Annotated in this window: 10 protein-coding genes; 4 read left to right on the forward strand and 6 right to left on the reverse strand. The window is 72.4% G+C overall.

The features are described from left to right. Positions 1 to 54: 54 nt before the first annotated feature. From P1P70_RS11450 to P1P70_RS11460, 3 genes are read right to left on the reverse strand one after another with little or no spacing between them, the layout of a single operon-like run. Entirely contained in the window at positions 55 to 891 is an 837-nt protein-coding gene (locus P1P70_RS11450) for an SDR family oxidoreductase (protein WP_319236704.1), read from the reverse strand. After that, positions 888 to 1,826: an alpha/beta fold hydrolase gene (locus P1P70_RS11455; RefSeq protein WP_319236705.1), complete on the reverse strand. Its 939-nt coding sequence runs from the start codon at positions 1,824 to 1,826 to the stop codon at positions 888 to 890. The genes P1P70_RS11450 and P1P70_RS11455 overlap by 4 nt, the downstream gene beginning before the upstream one ends. Further along, positions 1,823 to 3,394: an NAD(P)/FAD-dependent oxidoreductase gene (locus P1P70_RS11460; protein WP_319236706.1), complete on the reverse strand. Its 1,572-nt coding sequence runs from the start codon at positions 3,392 to 3,394 to the stop codon at positions 1,823 to 1,825. The genes P1P70_RS11455 and P1P70_RS11460 overlap by 4 nt, the downstream gene beginning before the upstream one ends. Before the next feature lie 222 nt (positions 3,395 to 3,616). Here P1P70_RS11460 and P1P70_RS11465 point away from each other — a divergent pair, with 222 nt between their 5' ends. Beyond that, positions 3,617 to 4,246: a MerR family transcriptional regulator gene (locus tag P1P70_RS11465; RefSeq protein ID WP_319236727.1), complete on the forward strand. Its 630-nt coding sequence runs from the start codon at positions 3,617 to 3,619 to the stop codon at positions 4,244 to 4,246. Positions 4,247 to 4,492: 246 nt separating this feature from the next. Here P1P70_RS11465 and P1P70_RS11470 read toward each other — a convergent pair whose 3' ends face one another. Further along, complete coding sequence (locus P1P70_RS11470; protein WP_319236707.1) at positions 4,493 to 7,702, reverse strand: AfsR/SARP family transcriptional regulator; 3,210 nt, start codon at positions 7,700 to 7,702, stop codon at positions 4,493 to 4,495. A 323-nt stretch (positions 7,703 to 8,025) separates the two neighbouring features. Here P1P70_RS11470 and P1P70_RS11475 point away from each other — a divergent pair, with 323 nt between their 5' ends. Both P1P70_RS11475 and P1P70_RS11480 read left to right on the forward strand, forming a co-directional pair. After that, complete coding sequence (locus tag P1P70_RS11475) at positions 8,026 to 9,297, forward strand: hypothetical protein (protein ID WP_319236708.1); 1,272 nt, start codon at positions 8,026 to 8,028, stop codon at positions 9,295 to 9,297. After that, positions 9,294 to 9,680, forward strand: a complete 387-nt coding sequence (locus P1P70_RS11480; RefSeq protein ID WP_319236709.1) for a hypothetical protein — start codon at positions 9,294 to 9,296, stop codon at positions 9,678 to 9,680. Before P1P70_RS11475 ends, P1P70_RS11480 begins: the two co-directional genes overlap by 4 nt. 152 nt (positions 9,681 to 9,832) lie before the next feature. Here P1P70_RS11480 and P1P70_RS11485 read toward each other — a convergent pair whose 3' ends face one another. Together P1P70_RS11485 and P1P70_RS11490 are read right to left on the reverse strand one after the other, a co-directional pair. Beyond that, positions 9,833 to 11,962 carry an ATP-binding protein gene (locus P1P70_RS11485; RefSeq protein ID WP_319236710.1) on the reverse strand — a complete coding sequence of 710 codons (2,130 nt, stop codon included), beginning with the start codon at positions 11,960 to 11,962 and terminating at the stop codon, positions 9,833 to 9,835. Between the two features lie 303 nt (positions 11,963 to 12,265). Continuing rightward, positions 12,266 to 13,069, reverse strand: coding sequence for an exodeoxyribonuclease III (locus P1P70_RS11490; RefSeq protein ID WP_319236711.1), 804 nt, complete (start codon positions 13,067 to 13,069; stop codon positions 12,266 to 12,268). A gap of 74 nt (positions 13,070 to 13,143) precedes the next feature. On the opposite strand from P1P70_RS11490, the gene P1P70_RS11495 reads away from it, so the two are divergent. Next, the gene (locus tag P1P70_RS11495; RefSeq protein ID WP_319236712.1) at positions 13,144 to 13,626 is read left to right on the forward strand and encodes a GNAT family N-acetyltransferase; all 483 of its coding nucleotides are present in this window, start codon (positions 13,144 to 13,146) and stop codon (positions 13,624 to 13,626) included. Positions 13,627 to 13,632 lie beyond the last annotated feature (6 nt).

Here is a 13,632-nt window from a genome sequence, read left to right on the forward strand (position 1 = left end):
CAGAGGAAAACCTCATATAGGTTTTTTGTCTTTTTCTGGGGGTCTGGGAGTGTGTTAAAAGGAAGGGGGCCCCCCGCGCAGCCGCGGCTCCATCCGCCGCACCTCACGCGGCGCGAACGTCCCGATGAGCCCCGGGAGATACCCGCGTACGCCCTGCATCCCGCGCAGCCACCACTGCCCGTACACATGACTCGACCGCCGCTCGATCCCGGCGACGAGCCGGTCCACGGCCGGCCCCAGCGGGTACGTCTTCCCGGCCGGCCACGGCAGCCGCTCCCGCAACTCCCGCAGCGCCTCGTCCTTGTCGGCCCCGCGCACCATGTCCGTGTCGGTCCAGGACAGATACCCGACCCCGACGCCCACCCCCTGGTGACCGACCTCGGCCCGCAGACAGTGCGCGTACGCCTCGACGCCCGACTTGGACGCGCAGTACGCCGTCATCATCGGCGCCGGGGTGATCGCCGCGAGGGAGGCGATCTGCAGCAGGTACCCCCGGCTCTCGACCAGCGCCGGCAGGAACGCCCGCCCGGTGACGGCCGATCCGACGAGGTTGACCTCGATGACGCGCCGCCAGGAGTCGGGGTCGGAGTCCACGAACGGCCCGCTGTTGGCGACGCCCGCGTTGGCGACGACGATGTCGACCCGCCCGAACCTCTCCTTCACCTCGGCCGCGACCCGCGTCATCACCTCGTGGTCGGTGACATCGGCGTGCCAGTACTCACTGTCTCCGTACAACCGTTCCGACACCCGCTTCAGCTCGTCCGGTTCGAGGCCGACGAGCGCGACCTTCACCCCCCGCACCGAGAGCTTGCGCGCGAGGAGTTCCCCGACGCCCCGCGCGGCCCCGGTGACGACCGCGACCCGCCCCTCCAGGGTGCTGCCGTTGCTCATGCGCCCGCCTCCTCCAACTCGTCCCGCCCGGCGCGTACGTACAGCGCGGCCAGCTCGCGTATGCGCGCGGTGACCGCTTCCGGTGCCTCCACCGGTGACATGTGTCCGACCCCGGTCAGCTCGCTCACGCCCACGCAGTCGGGCAGCGCGGCGGCCAGCGCCCGCGCGTGCACGGGCGGGGTCATCCGGTCCGCGGTGCCCACGACGACGGCCGTCGGCACCGTCAACTCCCGTACGCGGTGGTCGAGATCGAGCGAGTCGAGGACGTGCGACCAGGCGTGCCGCACCCGGGCCGGGCACGCGTGCACGATCCGCGCGCAGGCCTCGACCATCGCCGGTGACGAACCGGGGCCCATCGTGGCGTACTTGAGGATCCGCCGGGCGACCGGCGTGACCGGCCCGAGCGGTGCCCGGGAGCCGAGGATCTTCCGGGTCAGCCAGGTCCGGACCCGGCCCGGCCGCAGCGGCACGACCAGCGACTCGGCGACGAGCTTCGAACTGCCCGTGCTGCACAGCAGGACGGCCCCCGCGTGCTCCTGGAAGCCCGGCCGTCCGGCGGCTGCCATCACGGTCATCCCGCCCATGGAGTGCCCGGCCAGCACCGCCTTCTCGCCGGGTGCGAGCGTCGCCGCGAGCACCGCTTCCAGATCGTCGGCGAGGGCGTCCGCGCTGCACAGGGCGGAGGCGGGACTGCGTCCGTGCCCGCGCTGGTCGTAGACGACGACCCGGTGGTCGACGGCGAGGTCCCGGACCTGCGCCGCCCAGTACGCCGTCGAGCAGGTCCAGCCGTGCACGAGCACCACCGTCGGCGCGTCCTCCTGCGGGCCGTGCACCTCGACGTGCAGCCGCGCCCCATCGGCGGACACGGCCGCCAACTCCCGTACGGCTACGGGCGGCGCGTACGGCCCGTGCTTCACATGCGTCAGTCGGGTCACGCCCCGGCCTCCACCTTCTCCGTGTCCTGATCCGTGTCCGTCGCCCCGCCGCTGTTCCTCGTACCCGGCGGGGCGGCCCGCACCACCTCGTACTCGCTCAGATCGACCCGCCGGGTCGCACCGCGGAACTCGGTGGTCGTACCCGGCCAGACGGTCGTGTTGCGGCCGCTCGCGTCGAGGTACCAACTGGTGCAGCCGCCGGTGTTCCACACCGTGCGCTCCATGCGCCTCTGCACCCGCTCGTTCCAGGCGTCCACGGCGTCGGGCCGCGCGTCGAGGGCCACCCGGCCCCCCAGCACGTCCAACTGCCGTACGAAGTCGGCCATGTAGTTGAGCTGGGACTCGATCATCAGGATCATGCTGGAGTTCCCGAGCCCCGTGTTGGGCCCGATGACCGTCATCCAGTTGGGGAACCCGGCGGCCGACGCCCCGCGCAGCGACCGCATCCCGCTCTCCGCCCACGCCTCGGCGAGCGTGCGTCCTTCGGCGCCCACCACCCGGTCGGCGATGGGCATGTCGGTGACGTGGAACCCGGTGCCGAAGACGATCGCGTCGACCTCTGCGGCGGTCCCGTCGGCGGCGACGAGCGTGGAGCCGTCGACCTTGGCCAGCCCGGAGGCGACCACGTCGACGTTCGGCCGGGTGAGCGCCGGGTAGTAGGTGTTGGACAGCAGGATGCGCTTGCAGCCGATGCGGTAGTCCGGGGTGAGCCGGGCCCGCAGCTGCGGATCCTTGACGCTCCGCGCCATGTGCCGCTTCGCCAATTGCTCCACCAGACCCAGCTGGTTCGGCCGCTTGGTGAAGGCCTGCACCTGCAACTCCCGTACGCCCCAGAGCAGTCCGCGCCGGGCCTGCGCGGTGAACGGCAGCTGCTTGTGCAGCCACTTCTCGGCCCCGCTGATGCTCCGGTCGACGCGGGGCAGCACCCACGGCGGGGTCCGCTGGAAGAGGGTCAGCCGGCCGACCTCGGGCTGGATCGCCGGCACGATCTGGATCGCGGAGGCGCCCGTACCGATCATCGCGACCCGCTTGCCGCGCAGGTCGTAGCCGTGGTCCCAGCGGGCGGAGTGGAAGACCTTGCCCGGGAAGGAGCCGATCCCCGGCAGTTCGGCCTCGGTCGGCACCTTGGGGTCGGAGAGCGGTCCCGTGGCGGAGACGACGAAGTCGGCGGAGAGCGCCCCACCGCTGGTCTCGATGTCCCAGCACAACCGCTCCGCGTCCCAGGCCATCCGCAGCACCTCGGAGTCGAAGCGGATGTGCGGCCGCAGCCCGAAGACGTCCGTCACGTGCTCCAGATAGGCCCGGATGTGCTCCTGCCCGGAGAAGGCGCGCGGCCACGCGAAGTCGGGCGCGAACGAGAACGAGTAGAGGTGGGACGGCACGTCACAGGCGCACCCGGGATAGTCGTTGTCCCGCCAGGTGCCGCCGACCGACCCCGCCCGCTCCAGGACGACGAAGTCGGTGATCCCCTCGCGCCGCAGCCGCACGGCCGCACCGAGCCCGCCGAACCCGGACCCGACCACCGCCACCCGCACATGCGGCACGTTCCCGCCCTTGTGCCCGCCCATCCGGTACCTCCACGCCTCATCGCGTGCGCACACCGCGTTCGCACCATGTACGCGCCATGTACGCGCCAGTAATCACTGGCGCAGTGGGAGCGTAGGGCAGGACCGTACCGATGGGTAGGGGTCGGGTGCTCTGGAGTTACCAGCGGTACGACATAGGCTGCGCGGGTGGCAGAAGAAGCGGCAGGAGACGCGGCAGACGACGGCGGGCGACACGAGTACCGCATGGAACAGCTGGCCGAGGCGGCCGGCATCACCGTACGCACCCTGCGCTTCTACCGGGAGCGCAAACTGATCCCGCCGCCCCGCCGCGAGGGCCGCATCGCCTGGTACGACGACACACACCTGGCCCGGCTGCGCACGATCGCGGCCCTGCTGGAGCGCGGCCACACCCTCAGCGGCATAGCGGACTTGGCGGAGGCCTTCGACCAGGGCCGCGACGTGGGCGACCTGCTGGGCCTCGGCGCCCCCACGGAAGAGGTCCCGGTCCGCCTCACCCCGGAGGAGCTGGCCGACCACTTCGGCGACCAGGCCACCTCGGAGAACCTCGCCGCCGCCCTCGACCTGGGCTACCTCGGCACCGACGGCGGCGAGATCGTCCACATCAGCCGCCGTCTCCTCGACGTCTCGGCCGCGCTGGTCCGCGAGGGCGTCCCCCTCGCCGACGTCCTCAGCGCCGGCCGCCGCGTCCGCGAACACGCCGAGGCCCTGGCCACCCTCTTCACCGACCTCATCCTCACCCAGCCGGGCCGCACCACCGAAGACCTCGCCCGCCTACGGCCGCTGGCGAAGAGCGTGGCGGAAGCGGAACTCTCTCTGGCACTGGACCGGCGACTGCGCGAGTCGACAAATTAACAAGGCGGGAGTTGAATCCGCGCAGCCGCGATATTCACCCGAACGGGTGAGCAGAATCGATTCGACGGTCCGTCGAATCGACTAATGTGGGGCCCAATCGTCGATCAGACGCTTCCCCTTCGGATCCACTTTCGAACCAGGAGAGAAGTGAACCGCGTACTCACCCTCGGCTTCGCCACTGCTGCCATTTTCGTCATGAACATGACTTCCGCGTACGCGGAATGCATCTGGTAGCCGGGCCGGCCCTCACGAGCCGGTAGCCCCCCAGTCGTCGAACAAGCGGCCCAGTTCAGCCGCCTCCCCGTCCGCCCCGAGCCTGCGGTACATCGCCAGCGCGCGTTCCGCGTGGGCTCGGGCGGACGGGATGTCGTGCATTCGGAGGCTCACCCGGGAAATACCGGCCAGCGCCCGCGCCGAGCACAACGAATAACTGTGTTCGTGCGCGATGGAAAGTGCCTTCCGATAGGTCTCCAGCGAGATGCCCCACCGCCTCTCCCTGTAATGCGTGTCAGCAATTCCGAGAAGCGCTCTCTGCCGTTCGTAGGAATTGTCGATGCGGCGGGCGACCTTCTCCGCCGCGCCGAAGTGGTCCAGGGCGTCCTTCGTACGACCGGAACCCGCACAGGTCTCGCCCAGCGAGATCAGGGTGTTGACCTCACCGATGGCGTCCCCGCCCGCCCGATGGCTGGCCAGGGCCCGGCGGAAACAGGCGAGCGCCCGCGCCGGCTGACCGGTGGCGGAGTACACGGCACCGAGATTGGTGTCGAGAATCGCGAGGTCCTTCTTCCCTCCGATGTCACGCATCAGGACGAGGGCGTGCTCGTAGTGGTAGCCGGCTTCCTCGGGGAGCCCCAGGGCGAGCCGGATGTCCCCCAAGTTGTTCCATGCGACGGCCTCACCGTGACGATCACGCAGTCCCCGGTTGATGCCGAGCATGGTCCGGAAGCAGTGCGTCGCCTCGGCGTACTCCGCCCGATGCACCCGCGCCGTGCCCTGCACATTGAGGGTGGCGGCGATGCCGTGCGGATCGTCGACCGCGCGGTAGAGCACGAGGCACCGGTCCAGTTCTCGCAGACACGCCTCGCCGCGCCCCGCCCCGAGATGGGCACGGCCTATCTCGAGCAGCGCGTCGGCCCGGCCCCGGGGGTCACCGAGGTCCTCGAACAGGGTCAACGCCTCGGTGGCGTGGTCGAGAGCCGCGTTGTGGTCCTCCCGGGCCAGGACACTCGCCCGCTCCACCAGGGTCCGGGCGAGGGCCGGCCGGTCCTCGCCCGAGCGCAGCGCGGTCAACGCGGCGGCCTGCAGCTCCGCGGTGATGTCGTGCGTGCCCCAGCGTTGCAGGGAGTGCGCGAGGACGTGCGGGAACAGCGCCGCGAACTCGGGGAACTCCGCCGCGGCCGTACGTGCCACCGCCAGCAGGTTGCCTCGCTCCACGGTCAGCCACACCGACGCCTCGTCGGCGGCGGACTCGGTGTGCGACTCCGCGGCGAAACCGGGGGTGACCGGTGCGATGAGTTCCCTCGGGACGTGTCGTCTGCGCCGCCGCGGATGGGCGAGCCGATCCGCCCGATCGGCAGCCGTGAGGTAGTACGACATCAGCCGCCTCAGCGCCGCGCGCCGCTCGGTCTGCGGATCCTCCCGGCGGCCGAGACGGCCGCCGAACGCACGGGCCAGATCATGGAGTTGATAGCGGTCCCGGACCGGTTCGTCCAGCAGGTGGCGGTCCAGCAGGGATTCGGCCGCGCGGCGCACCGCGCCCGGCTCGACGTCCCCGGACAGCGCCATCGCCGCCTCCAGGGTGATGTCGGGGCCCGGGTGCAGCGCGAGCCGGCGGAACAGCCCGCGCGCCGCGGCGTCCAGATCGGCGCAGGACATCTCCAGAGCCGCGGCGACCCGTTCGTCGAACTCCTCCAACCGGTCGCCGGCCCCGTCCAACCGGTCCGCGACGTACTCCAGGTCCCAGGTGTCCCGGTGCCGGAACCGGCTCGCGTGCAGCTGCAGGGTGAGCGGATGCCTGCCGCACAGTTCCACGACGCGGCGCAGGGCGGCGGTGTCGGAGACCCGGGCCGCCCCCGCGATCCGGGCGAAGAGCGCACCGGCCTCGGTCACGGACAGCACGTCCAGCAACAGCGGTGTGGCGCCGTCCAGTTCGGCGAGCCGGTTACGGCTGGCGACGATCGCGCGGCAGTCCGGCGAGCCGGGCAGCAGCGGGCGGATCTGCTCGGCGTCCCGGGCGTTGTCGAGCACCACCAGCACCCGGTGCCGGGCGGTCCACTCACGCCAGCGCGCGGTCCGCTCGTCCAGGGTGACGGGCAGCGGATCGGGGACTCCGACGGTGTGCAGCAGGAACGCCAGGGCGTCCGCGGGATCGTGGGGCGGCTGGTCGCTGTAGGCGCGCAGGTCCACGTAGAACTGTCCGTCCGGATAGCGCTCGCGCATCCGGTGCGCGGCGTGCACGATCAGCGCGCTCTTGCCGACGCCGGGCATGCCGTGCACGACGGTGACCGGCAGCGCGGTCCCGTTGCCGTCGGGTCCGTGGCCGGCGAGCAGGATGCCCAGCTCACTCGTGCGGCCGGTGAAGTCCCTGGTGTCCCGCGGCAGACTGCTTCCCGGATGCCCCTCAGCCCGGTCCGCCGCCCGCGGGGCACCCCTGCCCTGGCCGGTCCCGGGCTCGCCCCCCGCCGCGTGGTGTTCTCGCAGGGCGGGGTCCTGACTGAGGATCCGCAGCTGCAGTTCCTGGAGTTCGGTGCCGGGGTCGATGCCGAGTTCCTCGTTGAGCCGGTGGCGCGTGGTGCGGTACAGGGCCAGCGCCTCGCCGTCCCGGCCGGACCGGTACAGGGCCAGCATCAGGGCGGTGACCGCCTGTTGGGCCAGCGGGTTCAGGGAGACCAGTTCGTGGAGTTCGCCCAGGAGGTCGGCGTGACGGCCCAGCTCCAGTTCCAGCCGGATGCGTTCCTCGCGCACCCGGCGGTGGTCCTCGGTCAGCCGCGCCCGGGCGGAGGCGGCCCAGTCGCCGGTGAACTCGGCGAACGGCTCCCCCCGCCACAGTGACGCGGCGGTGTGCAGCAGACCGACGGCGTACTCCCGGTCCCCGCGCCCGGCCGCCGCGCGGGCCTCGTCACGCAGCCGGTGCAGCCGTACGAAGTCCACGTCGTCCGCGTGCTGGACGCGCAACCGGTAGCGGCGCGGGGACGGGCGCTCCAGCAGCACCAGCTCACCGACGGCGCGACGCAGCCGGGTGCGCAGCCGGGAGAGATAGGTGTGCAGCGTCTCCACGGCGGTCACGGGCACCTCGTCGTCGTCCCAGACCCGTTCGACGAGCGTATCGACGGCGACGGGATCCCCCTGGGCGTACAGCAGGACCGCGAGCACCCGCCGCTCCTTCAGGGATCCGAGCGGGTACTGCCGTCCCCCGTGCCACAGTTCGAGCGGCCCGAGCGCAAGAAGGTGCACCACTTCCCCCAGGTGGTTCGCTTCGTCCAGGCGTGTGCCGCGGTCGTGCCGTCCTCGCGCCGGCGGTCTTCGCACCGGGCGGCCGGTGGATCGCACATCTGTCCACCTCATGTCTCACTGTCGCCACCGCGCCGGACGGAACAGAGGTGCAAGGCAGGGCGCACAGGCGCGCGAAGGGGCGCACGCAGCAGGCTGACGGACCCGCACGCCCGAGGTGCAAGTTTTCTGCAAGCCGGCCGTCCACCTGTCCGGGGAGAAGCAGGACAGCGGCCGACGACGAGCTGCCGGACCACACCTCAACTCTGTTGCTTCACGGGGGAGTTCAGATGAGCCTGCTGATGCCGGACGCCGACCGGCGCCCTGCCGTGCCCTTGCGTCTGGATGTCGAGCGCTGGGCGACCTTCCGTATCCGCAAGCGGGTCCTCGCGGTGGTCCACACCGTGACCTCCGCCCGCCGGCTGCTGGACGCGGTCCGGCTGCTGGAAGGGGACCCGCGGGTGCAGGTGCTCTTCACGGTGGCCGGTGACGTCTTCAACCACGGCGTGGACGAGTTCCTGGAGAACACCAGGGCCCTCGTCGTGCCCTGGGGACAGGCGGTGCACACCCGCTTCGACCTCGCGCTCACCGCGAGCTACGGGAGCCTGCACGAACTGAACGTCCCGGTGATCGTGCTGCCGCACGGTGCCTCGTACAACAAGCGCGTCTCCGTGCCCGACGACCGTCGTGGCCGTCCCGGCCGTCTCCCCGCGGTGCGCGAGGTGTACGGACTGGGCCGGCAGTGGCTGGTCCGCGACGGAGTGGTGGTGCCCGCGGCGATCGTCCTGGCCCACGAGGACGACCGCACCCGCCTCGGCCGGGAGTGCCCCGAGGCCCTGCCCGTGGCCGAGGTGGTCGGGGACCCCTGCTACGACCGTGTCGCGGCGAGCCTGCCCGCACGGGACCAGTACCGGCGCGCGCTCGGCGCGGCGCCCTGGCAGGAGCTCGTCCTCGTCTGCTCGACCTGGGGCCCCGAGTCTCTGCTCGGACGGCACTGGGACCTGCTGGAGCAACTGGCCGACCAGCTCCCCCGGGAGGACTTCCGCATCGTCGTCATGCTGCACTCGAACGTCTGGAACGCCCACAGCGAATGGCACATCCGCAGCGCGTTCGCCGGCCTCAGCCGCTGCGGCATCGGGCTGGTCAGCCAGCACGCGGAGTGGTGCGGCGCCGTCGTCGCGGCCGACTACATCGTCTCGGACCACGGCTCGGTGTCGCTGTACGGCACGATGACGGGCGCCCGTCTCCTGGCCGCCGGCTCACCGGACACCGACCTCGACCCCTCCTCGCCCATGGCCGAACTGCGCTCGCTGGTGCCGTGGGTCGACACGAGCCGGCCGTTGCTCCGCCAGCTGCGGCAGAGCTCCGTCGCCCACCGCCCGGACCGGTACGCACGGGTCGCGGCCCGAATCAGTTCGGAACCGGGCCGCTTCGCCCGGCGGATGCGCACCCTGCTCTACCGGAAGCTGCGTCTGCGCGCGCCGGTCGCCCGCCCCGCCGCGGAGGCCGCGTCGCCGCCGGTCCTGGTGCGCTACGGCGTGCCGGGCGGAGCCGGATCGTGAACAGAGCGGGAAGAGGGACGCCGGGCCCGTGGGGCCGCTACGTCCGGATCGCTCCTCCCGGACCGGCCGGCTGTCCCCCGCTCGTCGACGAGCATCTGCGGGTGGAACTGCCCGCCCCCTGGCCCTGGCCCGTCCTCGCGGACGTGCTGGTGGCGCCGGGATCGGGAGACGCCGCGGCCGACGCGCTGGCCGCCGCTCACCCGGGCACGGCCGTGGTGGCGGTGCACACGGGGCCCACGGGGGCCGGGAGGTGCTGGTTGCGTGTGGGCCCCCACGGCCGCGTGCCGATACGGCTGCGCCTCACCGCACACCACGCGGCCCTGCACCCCTGGCCGGTCTGGGCGTCCCTGGCCCACACATGGCTGGTGACAGGCGCTCGATGAGACGGTGGTGTACGACAGTCCACCGGGCCACCGACCGCCCCGTCCTTCCGGCACCGCCGACCTCGACACCCGCCCTCGGGGCCGGCGTCGAGGTCGCCCTCGGCGTCGGCGTCGGCGTCGGCGTCGGCGTCAACCCAAGCATCGACATCGACCTAAGCTTCGGCATCGGCATCGGCCAACAACCGTAACCGCTCCCTCAGTTCATCGGCCTGCCCTGGCTGCCTCGCCGCAGTGGCCAGCGCGAGTGCCCGGCCGTAGCGCTCTCGGGCGAGGGCGTGCTCGCCACGGCGCTCGGCGACCTCGCCCAGCGCACCGAGCACCCGGGCCGTCTCGGAGTCCGCCCCCACGGCGCCGAGATCGTCGAGCGCTCCGGAGAGCAGGCGTTCCGCCTCGTCCAGCCCGCCTCGCAGCAGGGCGGACCGACCGAGCAGCGTGGCGGCCCGCGCGGCGTTGTAGGGGTCGTCCACGGCCAGCAACGTCTCCCGGGCCGCCGCGGCCGCTTCGGCGGCCCGCTCCGGACGCCCGAGGTCGAGGTCGACGTCGGCGGCGTTGAGCCGGGCGAGCCCGCCCGCGCGCTCGTCCCCGTGCCTGGGGAGTTCGACGGCCGCGCGGGCGAACAGCACGGCCGCTTCGTCCAGTTGCCCCAGCCGCTGGAGGGCCAGCCCCCGGTAGTTGAGCGTCCGGGCGTGGCCGAGCATGTCGCCGATGGAGGCGAAGAGCCCGGCCGCCTCCTCGAACATCTCCAGCGCCCGTCCGTGCCCGCCGCTCCCCAGAGCGCCCTGGCCCCCCGACGTCAGCATCCGGCACGCGGCCTGGGTGTCGCCCACCTCGCGCGCCGCCACCAGCCCCTCCCCGTACGCGGCGAGCCACTCGTCGTAGTGCTTGCGCCGGACGAAGAGCGGCCCCATGGCATCGGCGAGCTGCCAGCAGGCCTCCGCCGCGCCCGCAGCCCTGGCACGGCGGATCACCGCCATCAGCTGGGGCAGTTCCCGCTCCAGCCAGTCCAGTGCGGCCCGTGGCCCGGGTCCGGGGTCGCCCTCGACCACCGGTCCGAGGCCGTAGGACCGTTCCCGTAAGGGGTGGTACGGCTCGACGGCCTTCTCCGCCCGGGTCGCGGTGGCGAGATAGTGGTCCGCGAGCCGGCGGAACGCGGCCGCCCGTTCCGCCTCGGACTCGTCCTGCGCGGCTTTCTCGGCCGCGTGCAGCCGGACGAGGTCGTGGAAGCGATAGCGGTCCTCGCCCGCGTCGATCAGCAGATTGGCGTCGTACAGGTTCTCCAGCGCACGCTCCGCGCCGGGCGGCCCGGCGGCGCTGCCGGGCCCCGGCCCGCCGTCGGCGGGCCCGCGAGCCAGAACCGCCGTCGCGACCGCGCTCTGGAACTCCCGCCCGGGATGCACTCCGAGCAGCCGGTAGAGCCGGGCCGATGTCTCGGGCAGGCCCCGGTACGACAGATCCAGCGCGGCACGCACACCGTGATCGCCCTCGATGGCGAGCCCGTCGAGTCTCCCCCGCTCGGCGGCGAGGGCGCGCACCATCGTGCCGATCCGCCTGCCCGGCCGGGCGGCGAGCCGTGCGCCCGCGACACGCACGGCGAGCGGCAGCCCGGCGCACAGGCGGACGAGGGCTCGGGCGTCGTCGGTCTGGGTGGCCACCCGGTCGTCGGCGAGTGTCGCCGCGAGAAGTTCCAGCGCCGCTTCCGGTGCGAGAGGCTCCAACTGCAGTTGGTGGCAGCCTTCGAGCGCCAGGCCGGACATCCGCCGACGACTGGTCACGACGGTGAGGTTGCGGCCGCCCGGCAGCAGCGGACGGACCTGCGCCGCCGTCGCCGCGTCGTCGAGGAGGACCACGAGCGCGCGTTCGGCGGTCAACGACCGGTACAGCGCGGCCCGTTCGTCCGGCTCATGGGGCACCTGTCGCGGCGGCACACCCAGCCCGCGCAGGAATCCGCTCAGCACCTCGGCGGGATCGGCCGGCCCGGACGGCGACTGGGCGCCCAGGTCCGTGTACAGCTGGCCGTCCGGAAAGTCGGGTCGCAGTCCGTGCAGCCAGGAGAGGGTGAGGGCGGTCTTTCCCACCCCGCCCAGTCCGCTCACCGCGGCGAGGACGGGATGGCCCCTGCGGGACACGGAGACGCGGTGGTGCTCCAGCCGCTCGACCTCGGCCGTGCGAGCGGTGAGCGGGACCGCGGGCGGCAGTTGCCACGGAACCGCGGTGCGCGGCCGTGCCGCGACCGCGTCACCGGTGTGGACCTGGACTCCGCCGTACACGACGGCGGCCTGCACGCTGGGACCGTGCACTACGCCGCTCAACTCGTTGTGGCCGCCTGGCCCCTGCCCCCGCACGTCTCCCCCTTCGGCCGGTGAGTACCGTCCTCTGGGGATGAGTATTTCCGCACAGCAATCGAACAACCGGTGCGGTGTGGCACAGAGTGTCAAAGACCGGTGATGTCGGTCGCCCGCCGGGGACGCCGCGCACGCCGGTCACCCGTCCGCGACGCCCGCCCGCCGGTCACCCGTCCGGGACGCCGCGCCCGCCGGTCACCCGTCCGGGACGCCGCGCCCGCCGGTCACCCGCCGGGGCAGACCTCAGAGGTCGTACACGACCGTCACCGGCGCATGGTCCGACCACCGCTCCGCGTGGGTCGCGGCCCGCTCCACGAACCCCTTGACCGCCTTGTCCGCGAGCCCGGCCGTGGCCACGTGGTGGTCGATCCGCCATCCCGAGTCGTTGTCGAAGGCCCGCCCCCGGTACGACCACCAGGTGTAGGGCCCCTCGACGTCGGGGTGCAGGGCGCGGAGCACATCGACGTACGCCCCGTCCGCCTGGTCGAACACCCGGTCGAGCCACGCGCGCTCCTCGGGCAGGAACCCGGAGTTCTTCTGGTTCGCCCGCCAGTTCTTGAGGTCGGCCGGCCGGTGGGCGATGTTCCAGTCGCCGCAGACCACGACCTCGCGCCCGTCGGCGGCCGCACGCTCGCGCAGCTCCTTCAGATGGGCGAGGAACTCGTCCATGAACCGCACCTTCTCGTCCTGCCGCTCGGTCCCGACCTCGCCGGAGGGAAGGTAGAGGCTGGCGACGGTGACACCGGGCAGGTCGGCCTCGACGTACCGCCCGCTGCCGTCGAACTCCGCCGACCCGAAGCCGATCTGGACCCGGTCGGGCTCACGACGGCTGTACAGCGACACTCCCGCGCGTCCTTTGGCGGCCGCCGGGGCGTGCACGACATGCCACCCCTCAGGCTGCCGCACCCCGGCGGGGAGCTGCTCCGGCTCGGCCCGCACCTCCTGGAGGCACAGCACGTCCGCCGAGGTCCCGGCGAGCCACTCCACGAAGCCCTTCTTCGCGGCGGCCCGCAGCCCGTTCACATTCACAGAGGTCACAGTCAGCACCCGGGCACCATACCCGCACCTTGGACACGGTCCAGGTATGGAGCATGCGCATGCATAGATGTACGATGCTTGACATGATTATCCGCCGGGTCCCCTTCGACCACCCCGACGCCGTCAAGCTGAACGACGAGGTCCAGGCCGAGTACGGCGTGCGCTACGGCGACGACGGCGACGCCACCCCCATGGACCCGGCCCACTTCGTCCCCCCGGCCGGGCTGTACCTGATCGTCTACGACGAGCACGGCAGCCCCGTCGCCACGGGCGGCTGGCGGTCCCAGGACACCAATGAGGAGGGGTACCAGGACGGGGACGCCGAGATCAAGCGGATGTACGTCACCCCCGGGGCGCGTGGCCTCGGTCTGGCCCGCCGCATACTCGGCGAACTGGAGGCCGACGCCCGCGCCGGCGGCCGCACCCGCATGGTCCTGGAGACAGGTTCCAAGCAGCCCGAGGCCGTGGCCCTCTACACCTCCAGCGGCTACGAACCCTGCGCGAAGTTCGGTCACTACCGCTTCCACGAACTGAGCCTGTGCTTCGCGAAGCCGCTCCGCCCCTGACGCCCG

Origin of the sequence: Streptomyces sp. MB09-02B, assembly GCF_033794485.1 — a bacterium.
Taxonomy (GTDB): domain Bacteria; phylum Actinomycetota; class Actinomycetes; order Streptomycetales; family Streptomycetaceae; genus Streptomyces.

Excerpts from the sequence above, each read along its gene's own strand:
- P1P70_RS11450 (WP_319236704.1), bottom strand. The coding sequence starts at position 891 with ATGAGCAACGGCAGCACCCTGGAGGGGCGGGTCGCGGTCGTCACCGGG.
- P1P70_RS11460 (WP_319236706.1), bottom strand. The coding sequence starts at position 3,394 with ATGGGCGGGCACAAGGGCGGGAACGTGCCGCATGTGCGGGTGGCGGTG.
- P1P70_RS11465 (WP_319236727.1), top strand. The coding sequence starts at position 3,617 with ATGGAACAGCTGGCCGAGGCGGCCGGCATCACCGTACGCACCCTGCGC.
- P1P70_RS11475 (WP_319236708.1), top strand. The coding sequence starts at position 8,026 with ATGAGCCTGCTGATGCCGGACGCCGACCGGCGCCCTGCCGTGCCCTTG.
- P1P70_RS11495 (WP_319236712.1), top strand. The coding sequence starts at position 13,144 with ATGATTATCCGCCGGGTCCCCTTCGACCACCCCGACGCCGTCAAGCTG.